Genomic DNA, 20,511 nt, shown 5'->3' with positions numbered 1-20,511 from the left:
TGTCATCTCAATAATTCATTTATCCACATGAAAACAGTAATAATCTAAATGACGAACACATGTAAACATATATGCATTGTAGGTTCTGGTGGAGCCGGTGTAACTGCTGCGGCTTTTGCTGCAATAGCACACGACTATCCTCTTGTTATAACTGCTGAGGCAAAAGAAAACAAAGCCTATTTGAGTATTACAGGCGTAATCTATGAGTGGAATAATTCTGCTGAAGCAATCACCAGGAGAATAGATGAGTTTCTAGCGGAAGGAATTCAAGATGTACACGTTTATTTGAATGGTCCGGGTGGTGATGTTTTTCAAGCTGCCGAAATAGAAAACCAAATCCAAAGGTTTCCGGGTTCTAAAACAGGAACAGCGGGAGCACTTCTAGCATCTGCCTACACTAAAATTGCAATTTCATTAGACAGTTGCGAGCAAGCCGAAAACGGACAATTCATGTACCATAAGCCGTCTGGAAGATTAAGCGGCAATGAGGACGCAATTGCATCCGGTTTAAAGTTGCTTCAAAATATGTCTATTCAGTACAAAGAGGCCTACGCCGCTAAAACGGGAATTACAGCTGAAGTAATTGAAGCCAATTGGAAAACAGGTGATGTTTGGCTTTCCGCCAAAGAAGCCGTAGCGCAAAAGTTTATTACCGGCATTACTAAAAATGCTGCGATTACTAAAGAGACCAAAGCTTTGTTCAAAGCGTGCGGTTCTCCTAATATTCCAAGAATTACAAATCACACAAAACCTTTAAAAATTATGGATCAAAAAATCCTTGCTCTATCCTTAGGGCTTCCAGAGGACGCCTCTGAAGAAACAATCAAAGCAACGATTAAAGCAAATCGTGACGCAGCTGCGGAAGTGGTTGCCTTGAAAGCCGAAAAGGCAAACAAAGAAGGAATTGAAGCTAATGCCAAAATCGAAACTTTGATCAATGGCGCTATTACAGCTAAAAAAGTAAATGCCACGCAAGGCGAAAGCTTGAAAACATGGGCTAAGACTGACTTTTCAGGATGCGAAAGCTACATCAACGGGTTAACGGCTCTTGGTAAAGTATCAGCAGCTATTGTTCCGGGTTCTGATGGAAAAATAAAAGCTTTTGCGGACATGAGTGAAGCCGAACAACAAAGCTTATCAGCGGAAGATCCTGAGGCATTCAAAGCGGCTTATGTAGCCTCATTGGAAAAGTAAAAAAGAAAAAAATATAGACATACAAAATCAAGCTAAAGAGCCATGAGCATTAGCTTGATTTTTTTAAAAGTTAGTAAAACCCAATAATTAGAAACATGAAAAACAAATTTGGAATAATCTTCGGATTAGTATTAATGGTGGTAGCAGTAGCCACAGGCTTTGCAAAAGAGCACCCAAAAGGAGTTGCAATGGCAGCCGTAACCATCGTTGATGGTGATTTATTAAATGAATTGAACGAAAAGTTCATTTTGACAAAGTTCAGAAGTTTAGGCACGTGGTTGTCTGAAGTAACAAGTAAGGACAGCTGGGTTGGTAATAACGCCATCAAAATTCCAAAACGTAAAGGCGATAGCGCACCGATAGTATTGATCAACAATACTGTATATCCAATGGTGTCTAGCGGAAGAGACGATGAGAAAGTTGTTGTTTCCCTTAATAAATATTCTACCGAAAACAGACACGTAACACAAGACGAGCTTTATGCTATTGCGTACGATAAAGAGGGGGATATTAATATGGAGTTGAAAGAAGAGCTTGAAATCAAAGTAACTGAACATGCTTTATATTCTATTTCCCCGGTTTCTAATTCCGCAAGTACTCCGGTTCTTGAAACTACAGGAGCCGCCGATGGAACCCGTAAGAGATTGTCTAAAGCAGATGTAATCAGGTTGAAAGCCGCATTAGATGCAGGTTCTGTGCCAAAAACAGGCCGTATCTGGGTAATGAGCTCCACACATGCTAATGACTTATTATTAGAAGATGCCGCCTTTGAAAAAGGGTACCATAACAGAGTAGATGGAACTATTTCCATTAACTACTATGGTTTCAAAATTTACGAAGAGGTTTATACACCAACATACCATGCCACCACAAAAGCAAAATTGGCTTTTGATAGTGTAACTGCAGGTAGAACATCCTCTATTATTTTCCACAAATCAAGCTGTGTAAAAGCAAAAGGAACGGTTGAACGTTTCGCCAGAGATAAAAAAGCGGATCCAGAAAACAGAAAATCTGTAGTAGGATATGACTTGTACTTTGGATGTTTTGCAATCCAAGACCAAGGTTTAGCGGCAATCATTGATGGTGTAGTAGCATAAACTAATAATCCCCGTTTCGGCGGGGATATTAATACAAAAGTCCAATGAGGAATATAAAGTATATAGCCGTGCATTGCACCGCCACAGCCCAAACGGCAACTGTTGAAAATATTCAAAAATATTGGCGTGAACATCTTGGATGGCAAATGCCCGGCTACCACTTTATAATTAAAGCCAATGGAGAAATAGCTCACTTATTAGATATTGAAAAAGTATCGAATGGTGTAAAAGGGTTCAACTCTGAAACAATTAATATCTCTTATATAGGAGGTGTTGACTCTAAGAGCAATCCAAAAGACACTAGAACGCCTGAGCAAAAAGCAACTCTTTTAAAACTTTTAAGAGAGATGAAAACTAAATTTCCAAAAGCCATAATTCAAGGACATAGAGATTTTCCATATGTCGCTAAAGCCTGTCCGAGTTTTGATGCTAAAAACGAGTACAAAAATCTATAAGATGAAAAAAGCATTAATCTACTTTTCTATTTTTTCAATTCCGCTGTTGTCCATGACTTCCTGTAGTTCTAAAAAAGCAATCATTCAAAAAGAAATAACGAAAGATTCTATAGTGGAAACGGTACATGATACGGTTTTTTCAGTGGAGAAAGATAGCAGCTATTACAAAGCACTTTTAGAGTGCCAAAATGGTAATGTTGTCATTAAGAGAGTAACCGGAACAACCTCCGGACGCAAATTGAAACCTCCAAAAGTAGTTATCCAGGATAACATGTTACAAGTAGATTGTGAAGCGGAAGCCGAAAAACTTTTTGCCTTTTGGAAAAGTACTTTCATTAGGAACTACAAAGGAGTTACTGAGCCAGTTATTACGAATGAATTGACTTGGTCTCAAAAAATACAAATTTATATAGGGCGTACCGCTGTTGTATTGGTAGCTCTTTATCTCTTATTACTATTATTCAAATTCAAACAATTATAAAATGAATCCAGAAATAAAAAAAGCAGCTATTGCGGTATTTGAACAATACCCAACCGCAAAAGAGTTATTTATAACTCCTGATGAGCAAGCCTTCCTTAAGGAAGATAGAGCTCGTATGCACAATAAGGATTATCAAACGGTAAAACGTTCTGATGTTATTGAGGCACCAAAAGAAGGCTCTGCAGTTAAAAAAACCGCAGCTGAATTAATCGAGTTCATTCCAACGGTTGAAACTTTGGAAGAATTAGCCACCTTGGAAACTGGCGAAAAGAGAGCCACTGTTTTAGCAGCTATTGCCACTAGAAAAGAGGAGTTAACATCTAATCAAGACTAACGATGAGTTTTGACGGTGTAATAATAAACAAAGGACAAGGCGGATTAAACCGCACGGAAACGTCAACTGATGCTGTTATGGCATTGGTTTCGTTTGTCAATGATCCATTGACGAATGCGCCAAATGAAGTTATTGAGCTTACGAGCATTTTAGCTGCTGAAGCTTTGGGCTTTGATGCAGCGTATGATGCAAACGAAGCGATTTTACTTCACTATCATATTGCTGAATTTTTCAGGTTGGCACCAAACGGAACTTTGAAATTGATTGTAACTGAAATTGCCACGGCTAAAGCTTTCTTTGAAAGTGCGACCGCCAAAGCTTTGATTAGAGCTAACACGGATATTAAACGAATTGGATTTGTTTACAATGCCGATGGTGTTGCCTTAGATATGGCTGCTGAAATCAATGCGTGCCAATTATTTATAAACGAGTTGTTCCTGGACAAGATCTACTTAAACGGGATTTATCTTGAGGCAAGAAATGTTCCTAAAGATGCAATAAGCAGACGCACCCTTACTGCAGGGAAAGTAAGTTTAGTAATTGCTCAAGATCCTGCCATTGCATCACTTGATGCGGCCTATGCTCATTATGCTGCTGTCGGTTCTATTCTAGGAATGCGTGCCGCCAGAAAAGTAAATGAGAATTTAGGATCTGTTGATATCATCACAAAGCCAAACGAAAGAAAAGGCGAACAAACGTATCCATTAACGGATAGTTTGAGAGGCTTATGGCTTTCGGCAGCGTTGAGTGATGGGACACTGGTTTCTTCATTAACCAATGTGGAGAAAAATACATTGACAGCAAACGGGTATATCTATGCCGGAAGCTTTCAAGGCTTTGCAGGTGTTTACTTAAATGGTGAGCCTACTTGTATTGCAATCTCTTCAGACTATTCAACAGGTGAAAATAACGGGGTTTGGGACAAAGCAGCTCTAGGAATTAGAAACGCTCTTTTACCAAAGGTCCGTGGTTGGTTCCAACGTAACCCTACAACTGGAAAGTTGAAGGATACCGCAATTACTGATTTAGAAAACATTGGTAAAAAACCATTACAGGCTATGCTTGTGGCGGCAGAAATAAGCGGATTTGATTTGGTAATTCCTGCGGGACAAAACCCAAACGATCAAACGCCTTTATTGGTTAAAACGACGGTAACTCTAGGAGCAATCATTCACACTTTCGAGGTTGATTTATCATTAAACTAAAAAGATGGCAAAAGTAGTAACATTAATAAACGCCTTTGGGCGTATGGCTGGGTGGAACTCAGTAACCTTAAACCTTTTCGGAAGAGATGTAGAAGGAATAGCCGAAGTATCGTATGACGATACCATTGATAAAGAACTAATCTATGGAGCCGGTAAAATGCCGATAGGTGTTGGTGAAGGAGATTATAAGGCCAAGTTTGGTTTAAAACTCTACCAAGAAGAGGTTATCGCGATCATGGATTCGCTTCCTCCGGGAGTGCGTTTACAGGATATTATCGGTACGGATGTTATTGTACAGTACACGTATAACACTCGTATTTACAAGGACATTATTCGCAATGTAGAATTTACCAAAGTAGGTAAAGCAGTGAAAAAAGGAGATAAAACAGTGGAGCAAACTGTTGAATGTATTTGTACACACATAGACTGGAACGTATAAAATGGAAAGTAAAACTGCAGAACAAATCGAAACCATTGTAGATCCAATAGGATACTTAAATGATACCGAATTAAACGCTTTGAAAGCGCAAAAAGGTACGAAATACATTCATGAAGTTATCACCGTCGATGACGATGAGGAAACTCACGCTACTTATTTTTTGAAACCAAATCTTGATCAACTGCAAATGTTAGCGGATTACGCTAAGAGAAGCGAAGAAATGGACGGTTTAAAAATACTTTTCAATACGTGTAGAGTTGGCGGTTCTGAAGCTGTACTTACGGATGACGAAATGAAAGCATCAGCTTATAAAGCATTGGCACAACTTTTCAAAAGAAGGGAAGCCGTTGTAAAAAAGCGATAGAGGATGAGAAAATTTCATCCGATGACGAACATGATTTTTACAAAAGAGGTAACGCTCTAATACGAAGTTATTTTAATAGAGAGCCCAAAAAGCTCTCTATTAAAAAATGGGCTCAACTCTACCAAGAGGCAATGTATTTGAAAACATTGGATGCCGAAATACAAACTAACATTTTAGGTAAAATATTTGGCGGTAAACCCGCTACTGAGGAATAATGGCAGATCAACAAACAAATTGGATATTAGAACTTGTCGATAAAATCACGGCTCCTGTAAAGGAGATAACCGGAGGCATTGATAAGCTAGAAGATGCAATTACTCACGTTGATGAAAAATTAGAGAAAGTTGGTAATGATAGTGCCAAAGCATTTGACAAATCCAATACCTCTTTAAAAATGTTAGCCTTTCAGGCAAGCTCGGAAGCGATTACCAATTTAGGACAACCGTTATTGGATGGCGCAAAAGGAGCTTACGCTTATGATGCTTCACTAAAGGAATTATCCGCTATTACTGGTGTTGTTGGGGATGATTTAGATTTAATAGGGAGCAACGCTAGACAAAGTGCAATTGATTTTGGTGGTGATGCTTCTGAAAGTGTAAAGAGCTACACATTACTGCTTTCTAAGTTAGCTCCAGAAATAGCAGAAAACCCAGCTGCTTTAGCCGCAATGGGAAAGAGCGTTTCCTTATTAAGTGAAACAATGCACGGAGATTTAGTGGGCGCAACAAATGCGGCATCTAGCGTGATGAATCAATTTGGTGTTGATTTGAGCGACCCTGCTGAGGCGGCAAAAACAATGGATTCAATGTTGAATCAAATAGCGGCTTCTGCAAAAGTAGGTAATCAGGAAGTTGTTGATGTCGCTCAAGCCATTGACAATGTAGGTGCGGTAGCTAAAAATGCAAACGTTAGCTTTTCAGAAACAAATGCCGCATTGCAAGTTCTTGGGAAATATGGCAAAACGGCTTCTGAAGGTGGTATCGCTTTAAGAAATGTTATGATGACATTAAGTGAAAAGGATTTTTTGCCGCCAGATATACAAAAAAACTTAAAAGCCGCCGGAGTTAGTGTTGATGTTTTGGCTGACAAAAGTTTGACTTTTGAGCAACGCCTAGCCGAATTAAAAAAAATCTCAGGAAATGATGCCCTTTTAGGTAAGATGTTCGGTAAAGAGAATACCGTAGCAATTGTAGGCTTACTAAATGAGATGGAGTTGATGCATAAATATAATGGTGTTATTGTTTCCGACCAAACAGCTCTTGCTGATATGGCCGCTACAATGGGTACCAGTTACCAGGAGTCGAAAGATAGAATTGTTTCTTACTTCGATGACATCAAGTTGAGTATTTACGGAGCAACGGGTGAAATGTTGCCTTTTATGGATATTGGTTTACAGGGCATAATGGGAGTTGTAGACTTGGCTCCTGGACTAATGGCAATGAAAGGATTGTACGACATGCTTAAAGCTTCAACCGTTATTCAAACTATTGCGCAATGGGATTTGAATTTAGCTATGGAGGCTAACCCGATTGGCGCCGTAGTTCTCGCGATTACTGCATTGGTGGCAATAGTTTCTGCAATTGTAATTTATTATGATGAATGGGGAGCGGCTGCCACTTTTATACTTGGTCCATTAGGATGGATTGTGAATTTGGTTATGTCCTTTGTGAAACATTGGGATAGTATAACCGAGGCATTTTCTAAAGGAGGAGTTTTGGCGGGGTTTAAGCGAATTGGAGCCGTAATTTTTGACGCAATACTTTATCCATTGCAACAAATGTTGGGATTGATTGAAAAAATAACCGGCTACAAAATAGCGGGTGGTTTTGATTCAAAATCAATAGGCGAAATGCGGCACAAACTTTCGCTTGACGAAAATGACCCAAAAAAGGCTAAAGAAAAAGAGAAGCCAATTAGTGCCGCAGAGCAAGAACGATTACGACTTTTAAAATTAAAAGAAGAAGGCGGAAAGTTTCCTCCAATTGTGCCAAGCTCTATTGGAGCGGATAAATCAGGAGGCGCAAGTTCAACTGGAGGTAAAATTATTACCATGACGTTGAATGTTTATAATACCTATAAAGTGGCAAAAGAAGATTTATCCAATTTTGAAAGAATAACCGAGCATGTTGTGGGTAGAATTAACGACACAATGAAAGATGCCTTAATAGCTGCAGGATCATGATAGAGTTTAATGTACCACCGTTAGCGGGTTTATTTTTAGATGCTTTTGGCGTTAAGGTAGGCGGTATTTATAGACCGGAGGCCTCAACCGGTAAAGCGGATGATCCTTCGGGTTTGTTTACCGGTATTGAGATTATTGAAGATATAAATGATGCCTATGAAATGAGCGCTCTTGGAACTCCGATATTATGGCCTATACTTTTTTCAAAAAGTGATTTAGCGAAAAAATATAATAATAAAGGAGAGCTAATTGATTTTAACAGTCAGGATTTCCGTTTGCCCATTGCCTCAATTATTTCGTTTAGACGGGACAAAATAATGAGTACCACTAAGATTAACGGGGGGCGTGGATCTGTTAAAGAAATTTACGGTTTTGATGATTGGCAAATTACGATTAACGGTTTTTTAATTCCTGATGCCTCACAGCCACAAGGATTAAAAAACCCTTTACAGCAGGAAAAAGAACTGATTAAATGGGATAATTGCGCCAGTAGAGTTGATGTTTTTGGAGAACTTTTTTCAGTCCGAGGGATTAAAAGCTTAACCATAAAAGGAATCAATTTTGAACCTCTGAGAGGTAAGCCAAACATCAGGGCCTACACCATTAACGCACTAAGTGATGAGCCAATAGAACTAAATATAAAAAGTAGTATATGACACTTGCAATGGTTTCAAAAATAGTATTTGCAGAAACGGATACTCATGGCGAAATCGTCATCAGAAAATGCAACTCGGTAAAAATTGAAACCTCGTGGGAATCGTTAACAGATACTGCTGTTATTGTTTTAGCAAGAAATGTAAAGGACTTTGACAAATTAAACGTCAAATCAATATTTAAAAAAGGGGATCCGGTTGAAATATATTTAGGCTATGACGAAAATCTACTTTTAGAATTCACGGGGTTTATTAGCGAGGTTTCGGCTGATATTCCGATTAAAATTAAGTGTGACGATTATATGTATTTGCTCAAGAAACATCCGGTTAACGTTTCGATGCGCAGCACTAAACTTGAGGACTTGATTAAATTGATTGTTCCTCCTGGTATCGAGTACGATGTGGCCGATATAAATATTGGTACAAAGCGCTTTCCAAATATGACAGCTGCTAAGGTTCTCGAAGATTTACAGAGCAATAATATCTATTCTTATTTTAAAGGAAAGAAGCTAATTGTTGGAAAGATTTATACCGATGATGCACCAGAACCGGTTACGTTTAACTTTTCTCAAAATGTGGTTGATAGTGCGCTGCAGTATAAAAACAAGGAGGATGTAATTATAAAAATTATCGCTACGTCCACCTTACCAAAAGGAAGAAAGTTGATAGCGGAGTTTGGCGATGATTTTGGGCAGGAGCAACATTTATCCTATTACAATATTACGCTTGAGGCGGAACTATTGAAACTGGCTAAAGCCGATTATGATAAGTTTAAAGTAGAGGGCTTTGACGGTAATATTACCGCTTTTGGCGTGCCAAGTGTAAGCCACGGAATGAAAGCCAAAATAATAAGTTACCAGTACCCGGATAGAAAGGGTATGTATTACATAAAAAAAGTTACAAAGGAATTTGACGATAGTCCAAAGTATAGACAAATCATTGATTTAGACAAAAAAGCAGAATGAGCGGTAAAAAGTTGACAGAGTTTAAAAACCTACTCACCGATAAAATGAAATCACATGTTCCTATTCAAACGGAATGGGTGAAAGTTTCGGAGGTAAATTGGGAAGAAAGAACAATGACTGCAATAGGCGAAAATAACGGTCTTGAATATTTTGATGTTTTACTCGGTTTAGGAGCTATGGATGTGAAACCTAAAAAAGGTTCGCTTGCACTGGTTGGAGCTATTCATAATGGTGAAGCTTGTTTTATGATTTCGTGTGAGGAAATGGAGGGTTTCGAGTTAACCGATCAATCAGGGTTTAAAGTGAGTTTAAACGATGGTTTATTACTGATTAATGGTAAAGAGTTCGGAGGTATTGTTAATGCAAAAGAGCTAAAAAAACAGGTAGATAAAAACACATTGATACTGGAGAAAATGCAAACAGCTTTTGCCAATTGGATACCAGTGCCAAATGACGGTGGTGCAAGTTTGAAAGGATTAGTGGCCTCATTTGTTTCACTGCAAAGAGCGGATTTATCAGATATTGAAAACACAACAATTAAGCATGGAAAAGGCTAACGACATATTATTAGATTCTAATAACGATCTGCAGGTTGTTGCCGGTGATTTTGTTATAGGCGAAAGCTTACTTCAAGAGGTTGGTATCATTTTACAAATGAGTCAAGGAGAGCTTAAAAGCGATCCTATTATTGGGGCTAATCTTACCACAATGGTAAGAGGAATTCAAAACAATGAAAAAATAAAACGACACATTGAGACGCAAATGGAACTGGACGACAAAAATTATGATGAGATAAAAGATTTTTTGAAAACAAATATTAGATAGTTATGGATCAATGGATAGTAGTCGTTAGTGCCTTAGTTACAATGGTTGGTGGTACGGGTTATTTCACTTTTATTTTTGCAAAAAGCAAATACAAACAGGAAGTTGAAAAACTGAGATTTGAAGCCCTACAGGCGCAAAAACTTGCTGAAACCACGGATATTGAAAACGGCTCAAAAGTAGTTGATTTATACAAAGAGGCTCTAGATGATTTAGGCATTCGCTATGAAGAGAAATACAAGCACGTTGAAGAGATGTCGAAAAACATTTCGGATCTGTTTGATGCCAAGGAAAAGACCTTACTGCAGGAAATTGAATACCATAAGAAACAAACGGCATTGTACAAAAAAATGTATGATGACAAAGTAAAGGAATTTACAAAATACAAAAAAGAGCACCCATGATTTACGCAATAGAGAATCAATCGGTTTTTGATGTCGCAGTTCAGGAAAGCGGGAGCGTTTTGGCCGCCTTTGATTGGGCTTTGAAAAATGGACTTTCATTGACGGATGATTTGGAACCAGGACAACAATTGATTTCTCCAAATTCGGATTTTTTCAATACTGATGTAGCGGGTTATTTCAAAGGTAAAAAACAGATGATAGCTACCGGATTTAATACTGCGGATGGACAGTCAATAATACCAACACTGGGAATAGGAACAATGCGAATAGGTACAACATTTATAGTAGGATAATGGCAAGAAAAATAGCGGAAATACAAGAGGAAATGTTTGACAGTATCAGTGCCAATGAAAATTTGGCTGGACTAACTTCAACTAGCAAAGTATCTATTTGGCGGCTTTTGATTTTTATTGTTGCTTTTTCTATTTGGGTATTAGAAAACCTTTTCGACACCCATAAAAAAGAAGTTGACGATATAATAGAGGCAAAAATGGCGCATCGAGCATCATGGTATAGGACTAAAGCGAAAGCGTTTCAGTACGGATTTTCTCTGATACCGGACACTGACAAATATGATAATACAGGGTACACGAATGAAGTAATAGAAGCTTCGAAAATAATTAAATATTCGGCAGTAACTTCTTCCGGAGGACAATTATTGATTAAGATAGCGACTGAGTTGGCGGGAGTTTTAGCCCCAATTTTGCCAGAACAAAAAGCGGCTTTTGATGCTTATATACTTGAAATTACTGATGAGGGAGTAAATTATATTGTTGCTAATCTTTTGCCCGATATACTATTATTAAATTATCAAATATACCGTAATCCACTCGTTTTAGATGCTACTGGGATGAGCATTTTAAACGGTAATTATCCTATACAGGATGCTATTAACGAGTATATGAAAGAATTGCCTTTTAATGGAGAATTGGCATTAGCTCACTTGACGGATAAACTCCAAAAAGCGGAAGGTGTCGTTATTCCGCACCTTGTAAATGCCGAGTCTAAGGCGATTGATATTAATACTAATGAGTATTTGGATGCCGAACCGATTAATGTAAAAACAGTCCCTGTGAGCGGTTATTTTATGGTCCCAAATTTTGACAATATAACGTATGTGGTATAAAATAGATTTTGACAAACTGATCCTTTTATTGCTTCCTACTTTTTTGAGAAAGCCGGTATTGTTTGGCTACATCAGAGCGCTGATTGCTCCTATTTCTTCGTTGCATTACAAATGGAGCGTAATGCGAAATGACAACTTAAAAAAGCTGTCATACAATAGCCAAAGGTGTTATTTAAGAGGTGCGCTGAATGATAAGTTTGATCCTGATTTACGCCGAATCACTCTTGAAAGAACATTGCGAATGGAGCAAAGCTATATTTATACGCCTGCTGAAAATATGGACGTGTACTTAGGGGTTATGTGGCTACAACCAGAATTTAATTATGCTAATTCTAATGTTGATTTTTTGGTCAATGTTCCAAGGGATATCATGAACGTCAAGTTAAATGAAATAGTGGCTACAGTAGACTTTTATGTCTTGGCCGGAAAACAATACCAAATCATATCGATATGAATAAATTAGAAGTAAACCAAGTAGGGGGCTTCCCGATGACCACTAGGATTTTAGATGAAATCCAGAAAGCACACGCCATATTTAATGCGCTTGGTGCCATCGTTGGTGATAATACTATTATATCAGGATGTACGGTTGTTGGCTCAACTGTTACTGATGGTGTAGTGTACGTAAATGGTGAAGTTTTTGAATTTCGTGGCGGGATTGCACAAACCAAAGTAAAAATAGTTGAAGCTGTTGAAAATTTGGTTTTTCAAAATAACAACTCAAATCCTGTTATCAAAACTAGATACGTAACTTTTGGAACAGGTGTTGATGCTATAAACTGGGTTGATTTTAAACGTGGATTTGCTACGAAAGATATTGCTGAAGCTTTAGCACTGAAAGGTGATAAAGCGGTTCTTGATGGCCTTTCAGACTTTGTGGCTTTGATGTATGCCAAACTTCTTACTGTTGACATGTACGCTGAAAAAAACGTTCAGCCTGATATGGCTCAAACTGATGATACCAAAGATGATTTTATAAAAAATAAGGGTAATTATTTAGAAGTTTTACGCTCGGGAACCTTAGCTATTGGGAACCCATCCGGCAGTAGCACTTTGACGGTAAATTTTCCGCCTTTGCTTAATACTAATTATCAAATTATACCAACATTGATTTCTTTAGGCGATGCCGGGAGTGACTCCTCGGTAAGTTATATCATTCGTGAAAAAGCTTTAGGCTCATTTAAAGTTTACGTTAGAGAGAGTGGAAATATTACACAAAATGTGGCACTAGACTGGACAATAATTGCAAAAAACCAATAAAAATGGCAGATAAAAACACAATTAAGAATTGGTTTAGAACGAATTTAAAACCTACACAAGAACAATTTTGGGCTACATGGGATTCTTATTTTCATAAGGATGAAAAGATACCTATTACCGCCATTGATGATATTGAAGCTATTTTGGCTGATAAAGCGGATGCGGAAGCGTTGACGAATCATAAGAATGACGCAGTTGCTCATGCTGAATTATTTTTAGGCAAAGAAGACAAAACCGAAAAAGGCGCTATTAATGGTTATGCACCTTTGAATGAGGTTGCTAAAATTGCTAGCCAATATCTGAGCATAGTCAATGATTTGATTACAGGCGGTGCAAATGATTTATTAGCTGCTGAGCAAGGTGTTGTTTTGCAAACGCAAATAGATGAGATTAATGTTCTTTTAGCTTCAAATGATGTTAACTTGGACAATGTTCAGGAACTAGTTGACGCGATTAAAACCGTGCAAACTTCGCTCGAAACTATCTTGGTAAATGACTTCACCACGGGCGGAACCACGAAAGCGGCCACAGCTGAAACGGTGAAAATTTTGAAAGTATTAGTTGATGAAAAGCTTTCGGGTGCAAGCCTTAAAACTATAAACGGCATCAGCTTAATTGGACCTGGAGAAAACATTGTTATACCAGTTCGTTTAAAGGAGGTTGTTGTTCAAAATAAATCTCAACTGTTAGGAAATCTATCCAGTGATGTTCTTTACTTGATTGACGGTTCTTTTTCTCTTACCGCTGGAGAAACTATTGTAGTTCCGGTAGGAGGTTTAAATATAATGGGATACTCATTTGACGCCTCACGTATTGCGTCTTACGGTGTGGCAAATCATACTATTTTTACAAGTCCTGCCGGTGGTTCTGGAAATTTAATCATTCATAATATTGCTTTCAATGCTACCGGTACCGGTGCGAAAGTTTTTGATATTATTGATGTTGATGGCACCCATGCCGTAGAAATGGTTACGGTGAACTTTGAGGGGTGTAAATCTATAGGTAAACTTAAAAACTACCGACAAGGGACTGGTATTACAATTGGTTTTTATGGTTGTGCTGATGGATTAATGCTTTCAGGTACTTGGACTGGTTTTAAACTTACTAACACGAATTGTTTTGGGTTTGGTGCAACTGGAACTTTATTTAAAAAAGATGTTGACACCTATTTTTCTAATAGGTTGTATTTGGAGATAAACGCAGATTTTCAAACGGGTTGCAAGTTAGCAGATTTCGAAGCTTCTAATTTTTCATTAAATGAACTCTTTCAAATTAATGCATCGATTTTAAAGTATAACGGAACTATAAATGATGCCAATGCTACGGCTGTTATTCCTAACATTAAAGCCAATGATGTGAAATGCTTGTGGAGGTCAAACGTTGGTTTGCCCGATACCGCTTTGGAAAAATACGTTGAAAACTCAGCCGTTACCGGAGCGTATGTGATAAACTGGTTAGTAGACACTTATTACTTGACTTTAACGGGTAATACTACTTTTACGGAATCTAATCTTCCTGCATCTGGTAAAAATACAGAGGAGCTTAAAATTTACTTGGCGGGTAATTTCACGCCAACTTTTCCCGCTGCATGGGAGGTTAACAAAGTAGGTACGTTTAAAAAAGGTGAGATGAATCAAATTACACTGAAGTTCATCAAAACAGGAGTGTATTTTATGAAAATAGACAACTCATTGACGGTGTATCCAGCTCCAGATGTTTCAGGGGTTTTTCCTAATTCTATTTTACCTGATGCCACCAGTGCCCTTACTGTTTATGGTTCATTTTTTACTCCTGCAACAATAGTTTCAATTGCTTCCCATATGGTTAATTCTGTAACTTTTATTAATGATGGAGAGCTTCTTTTGAGTGTTACAGCTGCTAATTTAGAAGGTGATTTCGCTTTGACTATTAGTAACGGGACTACTGTTATTTATCAAAATAGAGTTTCTGTTTATTTGGGTGCTGTTTTCGTGCCTAAATTAGTTGACTGGACAGTTATTTATGGCACTCCTAATATAGAAACAGACGGCGCTGTAAAAATAACAGTTTTTGACAGTGAAGCTTTAACGCAATGGAGGACTAAGATAATTCCGAGTAACATTAATTGGTCAATTCGTTTTAATTATAGAATTTCACCTTTAGGAACTTCTAATTGGACGGACAGAAGGAGAAATATAGGATTGAAAAAAGTTTCAAATAATCAAAGTGTATTTGAATTTCAAATGCAATCAGAAGGCGCTTCAAGCAACACCGTAACAGGCAGTCCTGTTATTCACACTTTTGACATTAACAATGTAAGGACAGGGATTGGATTACCGAATAGTTTAGCTTCAACATCTTATTTAAAATGGGAGTCGTATAATATTGACATAAGGTATATATCAGGTGTTTTATATATATACGTTAACGGCTCATTAATGCAAACTTTGAATTATTTAATAGATTCACAAATGTATTTAGACGTTAGTGTTATTCGATTTAATATTGAAAATATAAAATTCATTGAATTAGCATAAAAACACAGTTGATAATGTGTAGTTCTCAGGAGGATGGGAAGTAAAAAATAATCCTCCAGTATTAAAAAAATCTCTGACCACTTTTTTAAACAAACGAGCCAACGGCTACTGGAGGACATTCTAATGTCTTTCGGTTGCTGTTGGCTTTTTTTTTGTTTTTCATTGTGGTCAGAGAAGACAAATGTAACTTAAATTTATAGATATGGCAAAGGAATTTTTATACAAACAGCAGTACGGTGTGATTGTGATTTGTGAAAACGAGGAGGAACAAAAAAAGGTTTTTGAAGAGCTCCAAAAAAAAGGAATGAAACTAAAAGTAGTAACAACGTGAAAATAATAATTGAAAATAGTACGAAAAACTTTGAAAGTTACCGTGCGCAAAGAGTGAAATCCCTTTTTAACGCAGAGGACGGCTCTAGCTTTAAAAAGGAGGTGAATATTGATATTGAGGATATGGATTGGGGTATTGGGCTAATCGTTGGAGCTTCCGGTTCCGGCAAGACCTCAATAGGTAAACAGTTTTTTGGTGAGAATAAAATGCACGACTTATATGCGGGTTGGGATTGCTCCAAGCCTATTGTAGATTGCATACTCCCGGACGGAGATTTCAATACGGCCACCGGAGCTTTGGCGGCCGTTGGTCTTGGTGACGTTCCTAGTTGGCTACGGCCTTTTAATGCACTTTCGAACGGTCAACAGTTTAGAGCGGGGCTTGCAAGATTAGTAACCGAGGCACCGGATGAGGCCGTTGTTGATGAATTTACCAGTGTAGTGGATAGGCAAATTGCCAAGATTGGAGCTTTGGCTTTCGCTAAGAACTGGAAAAGAAATAAGGGTAAGAAAGTAGTTTTGTTATCGTGCCACTATGATATTATTGAATGGTTGCAACCGGACTGGGTATATGATGTAAATACCAAAGTATTAAAAAAAAAATTGAAATCGGGAAACGCCCAGACATCAAGCTTGAAGTTTGGAAGGTCAACGGAACTTACTGGAAGCTGTTTAAAGAGCATTATTATTTAGATCTCGCACACCCACCCGCAGCGGAGTATTTTGTGGGAGTTGTTGACGGTGAACTTGTGGCTCATCTTGCCGTTTGCCCTTTGTTTACTGCTAATGCATACCGAGCCACACGCTTAGTTGTTATGCCGGAGTGGCAAGGAGCCGGAGTAGGAACCGCATTTTTAAATGAGGTGATGCAATACCACCTTGAAGGTAATGGACGATGCCAACGAAAGTATCACACGTTCTTTCATACTTCGCACCCGCAATTGTGCGGTTACCTTAGAAACGCTGATGTTTGGAAACAAACAAACGCCATTCTTTACGGTGCGAATAAGTCAAGGAGTAACGCCAGTATTCTGAAGACTGGCAAAAAAGGAACAATTACCGGCTGTGGCTATGGCGGCCACTTTAGAGCCGTACAAAGTTTTAAATATTTAGGAAAATGAAAAAATTAAGAGTTTTTATAAGTGGTCAGAAGTATTTCGGCCAAGAAGTATTCAGGCTTTGCAATGAGCTGCCATTTGTTGAGATTGTAGGCGTATGCACTCCGCTAGATGATAAGTGTATGACTAAAATGGCGCACACGTTTAATGTTCCTATTGTTGCCGGTGGCACGCTCAGAGAGGACACGTTACCCGATAATGTTGATTTAGGTATAACAGCGCACTCATTTGATTATATTGGCGTAAAGACCCGATTTAAGACTAAGTTTGGTTGGATAGGTTATCATCCAAGTTTGTTGCCTAGACATCGTGGGCGGTCTTCCATAGAGTGGGCGGTTCGTATGCGTGACGCAATAACCGGAGGCACGGTGTTTTGGCTCAACGCAGGCATTGACCGTGGCGATATTGCTTATCAGGACATTTGCTTTATTGATCCAAAGATGTACGGCATGGAGCCAAAAAAGGCGGCAAAACTGCTGTGGGAACATGAACTGCAAGCGATGGGACTAAAACTGTTAGAGCAAGCGCTCACGGATATCAATAGCGGTATTATTGTCAAGAGGCCACAGCGTAAAGAGTTTAGCACGTTTGAACCTAATGCGGACGTTAAGGATGTGTTTAAACCTGATTTGTTGATGCTAGAGCAATACAGCTCCGCAAGTAAAGAGAAAAGCCCCATTTAGGGGCTTTTTAAGTATTGTTTAAATACTGATTAAATATTTTATATTTGTAACGAAACTGCATGATTCATTTTGGATTTATGCATGTTTCATTTTTTCGATTATAGCTGCATCTGGATTTTTAGTGTTTTGTCCAAAAAATAATGTTGTAATAAATAATATAGAAAAGGTTAGGAGCTGTTTCATTTTGATGACGTAAATTCATTAAGATGAACTAAATATACAAAAAATCCTGAATTCTCGTTCAGGATTTTATAATTTAATATAGTAGAGGATATAAATCTTTACTACTTATGATTTTTTATTCTTTCCGAAATTAAATTTCACTTTCTCCACTATTTGGACTTTTGAATTTCCTTTTGGATACTGTTTTTTAGAAGTGTTTTTTGTAGCAGGTCTTGATTTTGAAGGTGCTTCATCACCTCTTGATTTTTCTTCGTCTCTTGGTTTTGCCTTAAACTCGGGTCTATCTTTAGCTCCTTCTTTTGCAGGAATTTGAGCTTTGTGCTTGGCTAAAACATCATTTGGGTTTTTTGGATTTTCTTTGGTTCCACGCAAGTGAATAACCAATGCATTTAGAAAATTACGCAACACCTGATCACCACATTCTATGTAATTTTCATGTTTTTCATCGCGAAAAAATGCACCCAATTCGGATTTAGTGATTCTAAAATCTACCAATTCCAATATTTCAACTATTTGATCGTCACGCAGCATTAAAGCGACGCGAAGTTTTTTAAAGATATCGTTGTTTGTCATCATATTCTAATTTTTTACAAAGGTACGGTTTAAAAGCAATTGCAACACAATTTTAGATTTAGAATTGGTTGCAATTCAAAATCTGAATTAGAGTATCTAAATCTTCTTTCCTATGATTGGCAGTAATTACAATTCTATTTAAATTTTGAGTATCTGTTGAGTATTTAAAATTGGTTACTATGATCTTATTTGCGGTTAAAATTTCAGTAAGTCCAATGATTTTCGGATAAATAAGCGGATACTTGGGGTCAAAATGAATGGTTTTGTTTTTAATTAAATGAGCATCTATATACTGAATGTTTTCTTTTAGTTTTTGATGCTGTTGCAAATAAATTGCTGCTGCATCTGCCATAGTTTGTACAAATGCGGCATTCATTCCGGCACTGGAAATATAAGTATCGTAAGTTTTTATCTGATTAATAAATTCAGAATCACTGGCAATTACGCCACCCGTTAATCCAAAGGCTTTCCCTAAAGAGGCCATCATGATTTTTCTTTTGATGTTAGGAAGATTGATGGTCGAATAAATTCCGCAACCATTTGTTCCCAAAATTCCAAGCGAATGCGATTCGTCAATAACCAAAGTGATTTCTTTATTGGACGGAATCGAATTTAAAATCGAAAGATCGATTGGTCTTATCTGAAAGGATGGAACAGAATCCGTTAGAATCGTAATTTTTTCAGTTGCGGTATCCAGCAAACGAGGATTTAATTCATTTTCAATAAAAACCGGTAAGCTGTTAGGAGCTTTGATGGCGCTGTGTGTGCCTGGAAAATGAAAAAAACAATCGGTTTGCGACTCGAGTATTTCAACAACTATTTTCCCTGCCAGCATACCGGATGAAAGCGTAAGTGCAGCATCTGCTTTGATAAAATGGGCTATAAAGCGTTCTCCGTTTTCGTAGGCAGTCAGTTGAATATTGGCACTTCTAGAACTTCCGTACGCCGTTCCCCATTGCAAAATATTTTTGATAATTAAGTTTTGAAATTCGGAATGTGTAGGCAAACCCAAATAAGCTGTTCCGCCAAAATAAAGATATTCTTCATTTTCTACTTCAATTATTCGATCTGGAAATTGATTGACTTTCATTTAAAACTACATTAAAGTTACACCGGTTCCGTTCAAGTCAGAATAGCTTATTTTGCCGAAATCAATGGTAATACCAGTGGCAATATCCTCGGATAATAATAGTGCGCCATCCATATCTACATAATCCAGTTGCGGTAATAAATGCGCAATTGCGGATATTCCAACTGTTGATTCGGTCATGCAGCCCACCATGGTTTTTAACCCTAATTTATTGGCTTCCTGAATCATTCGTCTTCCGGGAGTTAGTCCTCCACATTTTACTAATTTGACATTTATCCCATGAAAATGATTGTGACATTTGGCTACATCTTCTTCTATAATACAACTTTCGTCGGCTATAATTGGTAAAACAGAATGTTTGAAAACTTCCTTGTGTTCTTCCCAATTGTTTGCCTTCATGGGTTGTTCCAAAAACTCGACACCTAATTTTTTTAGTTCAACGGCATTGTTTATGGTTTCTGCTACACCCCAGCCGCAGTTGGCATCAATTCTAAAAACAGCATCAGTATGTTTCCTAAGTTCAGTAACAATGGCAATATCTTCCTTTGTACCTAATTTTATTTTATAAATTGGCCAAGGTAATTCTTTCATTTTAGCCACCATTTTTTCTATCGATGCAATTCCTATTGTGTAATCTGTCAATGGATTTTTATCGGTAGTGTAATTCCACAATTGGTACAGTTTTTTTTCTTTTTTACGAGCATACAAATCCGTAAAGGCCATATCCAAAGCGCATAAGGCAAACATATTGTTTTTTAAATACGGATGAATCGCTGCCCAAAATTCTTCAGGGGTTTCATTTGTTGTAGTTTCAATTACAGATCGAATTTTTTCCAAGTCCTGCATCATCACCGGAACAGTTGTCTTGTAGTACGGATTAGAAGTTGCCTCGCCAAAACCTGAATAACCATCACTTTGTAATTCCACAATCAAAGAAGGCTGAAAGTCTATCGATTCTCTCGAAATCGTGAATGTATGTTTCAGTTTAAGGTTGTATGCTCTTAAGATTAGTTCCATAAGGAATGTGATTTTAATGT

26 protein-coding genes are annotated in these 20,511 nt (G+C 37.8%); 23 read left to right on the top strand and 3 right to left on the bottom strand.

Annotated elements, in window-relative coordinates; genetic code table 11:
* The first annotated feature begins 48 nt into the window (after positions 1-48).
* The 23 genes from EKL97_RS10510 (at position 49) to EKL97_RS10410 (ending at position 17,628) form a co-directional block, all read left to right on the top strand.
* The gene (locus EKL97_RS10510; protein ID WP_126568812.1) at positions 49-1,194 is read left to right on the top strand and encodes an ATP-dependent Clp protease proteolytic subunit; all 1,146 of its coding nucleotides are present in this window, start codon (positions 49-51) and stop codon (positions 1,192-1,194) included.
* Between the two features lie 95 nt (positions 1,195-1,289).
* Complete coding sequence (locus tag EKL97_RS10505) at positions 1,290-2,291, top strand: phage capsid protein (protein ID WP_126568811.1); 1,002 nt, start codon at positions 1,290-1,292, stop codon at positions 2,289-2,291.
* Positions 2,292-2,335: 44 nt separating this feature from the next.
* Complete coding sequence (locus EKL97_RS10500; protein ID WP_126568810.1) at positions 2,336-2,746, top strand: N-acetylmuramoyl-L-alanine amidase; 411 nt, start codon at positions 2,336-2,338, stop codon at positions 2,744-2,746.
* A gap of 1 nt (position 2,747) precedes the next feature.
* Positions 2,748-3,227, top strand: coding sequence for a hypothetical protein (locus tag EKL97_RS10495; RefSeq protein WP_126568809.1), 480 nt, complete (start codon positions 2,748-2,750; stop codon positions 3,225-3,227).
* 1 nt (position 3,228) lies between these two features.
* Positions 3,229-3,561, top strand: coding sequence for a hypothetical protein (locus tag EKL97_RS10490; RefSeq protein ID WP_126568808.1), 333 nt, complete (start codon positions 3,229-3,231; stop codon positions 3,559-3,561).
* Positions 3,562-3,563: 2 nt separating this feature from the next.
* Positions 3,564-4,766 carry a DUF2586 family protein gene (locus EKL97_RS10485; protein ID WP_126568807.1) on the top strand — a complete coding sequence of 401 codons (1,203 nt, stop codon included), beginning with the start codon at positions 3,564-3,566 and terminating at the stop codon, positions 4,764-4,766.
* A gap of 4 nt (positions 4,767-4,770) precedes the next feature.
* A complete protein-coding gene (locus tag EKL97_RS10480; protein WP_126568806.1) occupies positions 4,771-5,205 on the top strand; it encodes a hypothetical protein in 435 nt (144 codons plus the stop codon).
* A 1-nt stretch (position 5,206) separates the two neighbouring features.
* Positions 5,207-5,569, top strand: a complete 363-nt coding sequence (locus tag EKL97_RS10475) for a hypothetical protein (protein ID WP_126568805.1) — start codon at positions 5,207-5,209, stop codon at positions 5,567-5,569.
* 214 nt (positions 5,570-5,783) lie between these two features.
* Positions 5,784-7,751: a phage tail tape measure protein gene (locus EKL97_RS10470; protein WP_126568804.1), complete on the top strand. Its 1,968-nt coding sequence runs from the start codon at positions 5,784-5,786 to the stop codon at positions 7,749-7,751.
* Positions 7,748-8,407, top strand: a complete 660-nt coding sequence (locus EKL97_RS10465) for a DUF6046 domain-containing protein (protein ID WP_126568803.1) — start codon at positions 7,748-7,750, stop codon at positions 8,405-8,407. The genes EKL97_RS10470 and EKL97_RS10465 overlap by 4 nt, the downstream gene beginning before the upstream one ends.
* Positions 8,404-9,369: a hypothetical protein gene (locus tag EKL97_RS10460; RefSeq protein WP_126568802.1), complete on the top strand. Its 966-nt coding sequence runs from the start codon at positions 8,404-8,406 to the stop codon at positions 9,367-9,369. Before EKL97_RS10465 ends, EKL97_RS10460 begins: the two co-directional genes overlap by 4 nt.
* Positions 9,366-9,926: a hypothetical protein gene (locus tag EKL97_RS10455; protein WP_126568801.1), complete on the top strand. Its 561-nt coding sequence runs from the start codon at positions 9,366-9,368 to the stop codon at positions 9,924-9,926. Before EKL97_RS10460 ends, EKL97_RS10455 begins: the two co-directional genes overlap by 4 nt.
* Positions 9,913-10,194: a hypothetical protein gene (locus tag EKL97_RS10450; RefSeq protein WP_126568800.1), complete on the top strand. Its 282-nt coding sequence runs from the start codon at positions 9,913-9,915 to the stop codon at positions 10,192-10,194. Before EKL97_RS10455 ends, EKL97_RS10450 begins: the two co-directional genes overlap by 14 nt.
* A gap of 2 nt (positions 10,195-10,196) precedes the next feature.
* Positions 10,197-10,595, top strand: a complete 399-nt coding sequence (locus tag EKL97_RS10445) for a hypothetical protein (protein WP_126568799.1) — start codon at positions 10,197-10,199, stop codon at positions 10,593-10,595.
* Positions 10,592-10,888, top strand: coding sequence for a hypothetical protein (locus tag EKL97_RS10440; protein ID WP_126568798.1), 297 nt, complete (start codon positions 10,592-10,594; stop codon positions 10,886-10,888). Before EKL97_RS10445 ends, EKL97_RS10440 begins: the two co-directional genes overlap by 4 nt.
* The gene (locus tag EKL97_RS10435; RefSeq protein WP_126568797.1) at positions 10,888-11,721 is read left to right on the top strand and encodes a nucleotidyltransferase; all 834 of its coding nucleotides are present in this window, start codon (positions 10,888-10,890) and stop codon (positions 11,719-11,721) included. The genes EKL97_RS10440 and EKL97_RS10435 overlap by 1 nt, the downstream gene beginning before the upstream one ends.
* Complete coding sequence (locus EKL97_RS10430; protein WP_126568796.1) at positions 11,711-12,175, top strand: hypothetical protein; 465 nt, start codon at positions 11,711-11,713, stop codon at positions 12,173-12,175. The genes EKL97_RS10435 and EKL97_RS10430 overlap by 11 nt, the downstream gene beginning before the upstream one ends.
* Positions 12,172-12,981, top strand: a complete 810-nt coding sequence (locus EKL97_RS10425) for a hypothetical protein (protein ID WP_126568795.1) — start codon at positions 12,172-12,174, stop codon at positions 12,979-12,981. Before EKL97_RS10430 ends, EKL97_RS10425 begins: the two co-directional genes overlap by 4 nt.
* A 2-nt stretch (positions 12,982-12,983) precedes the next feature.
* On the top strand, positions 12,984-15,497 hold the full coding sequence (locus EKL97_RS10420; protein WP_126568794.1) for a hypothetical protein: 2,514 nt from the start codon (positions 12,984-12,986) through the stop codon (positions 15,495-15,497).
* A 202-nt stretch (positions 15,498-15,699) separates the two neighbouring features.
* A complete protein-coding gene (locus tag EKL97_RS15995) occupies positions 15,700-15,828 on the top strand; it encodes a hypothetical protein (protein ID WP_255416341.1) in 129 nt (42 codons plus the stop codon).
* Positions 15,825-16,520, top strand: a complete 696-nt coding sequence (locus EKL97_RS15705) for a hypothetical protein (protein WP_199742834.1) — start codon at positions 15,825-15,827, stop codon at positions 16,518-16,520. Before EKL97_RS15995 ends, EKL97_RS15705 begins: the two co-directional genes overlap by 4 nt.
* Positions 16,521-16,552: 32 nt before the next feature.
* Entirely contained in the window at positions 16,553-16,948 is a 396-nt protein-coding gene (locus tag EKL97_RS15700) for a GNAT family N-acetyltransferase (RefSeq protein WP_199742832.1), read from the top strand.
* On the top strand, positions 16,945-17,628 hold the full coding sequence (locus EKL97_RS10410; RefSeq protein WP_126568793.1) for a formyltransferase family protein: 684 nt from the start codon (positions 16,945-16,947) through the stop codon (positions 17,626-17,628). Before EKL97_RS15700 ends, EKL97_RS10410 begins: the two co-directional genes overlap by 4 nt.
* Before the next feature lie 288 nt (positions 17,629-17,916).
* Here EKL97_RS10410 and EKL97_RS10405 read toward each other — a convergent pair whose 3' ends face one another.
* The 3 genes from EKL97_RS10405 to EKL97_RS10395 are packed head-to-tail and all read right to left on the bottom strand — an operon-like array spanning position 17,917 to position 20,491.
* The gene (locus tag EKL97_RS10405) at positions 17,917-18,384 is read right to left on the bottom strand and encodes a DUF1456 family protein (RefSeq protein ID WP_126454659.1); all 468 of its coding nucleotides are present in this window, start codon (positions 18,382-18,384) and stop codon (positions 17,917-17,919) included.
* Between the two features lie 58 nt (positions 18,385-18,442).
* Complete coding sequence (locus EKL97_RS10400; RefSeq protein ID WP_126568792.1) at positions 18,443-19,474, bottom strand: aminotransferase class I/II-fold pyridoxal phosphate-dependent enzyme; 1,032 nt, start codon at positions 19,472-19,474, stop codon at positions 18,443-18,445.
* A 6-nt stretch (positions 19,475-19,480) separates the two neighbouring features.
* Positions 19,481-20,491: a dipeptide epimerase gene (locus EKL97_RS10395; protein WP_126568791.1), complete on the bottom strand. Its 1,011-nt coding sequence runs from the start codon at positions 20,489-20,491 to the stop codon at positions 19,481-19,483.
* Positions 20,492-20,511: the final 20 nt, after the last annotated feature.

Origin of the sequence: Flavobacterium sp. LS1P28, from assembly GCF_003970335.1 — a bacterium.
Classification (GTDB): Bacteria; Bacteroidota; Bacteroidia; order Flavobacteriales; family Flavobacteriaceae; genus Flavobacterium.
Note: the sequence above shows the minus strand (reverse complement) of the source record. Positions and strands in the feature narration are given on the sequence as shown.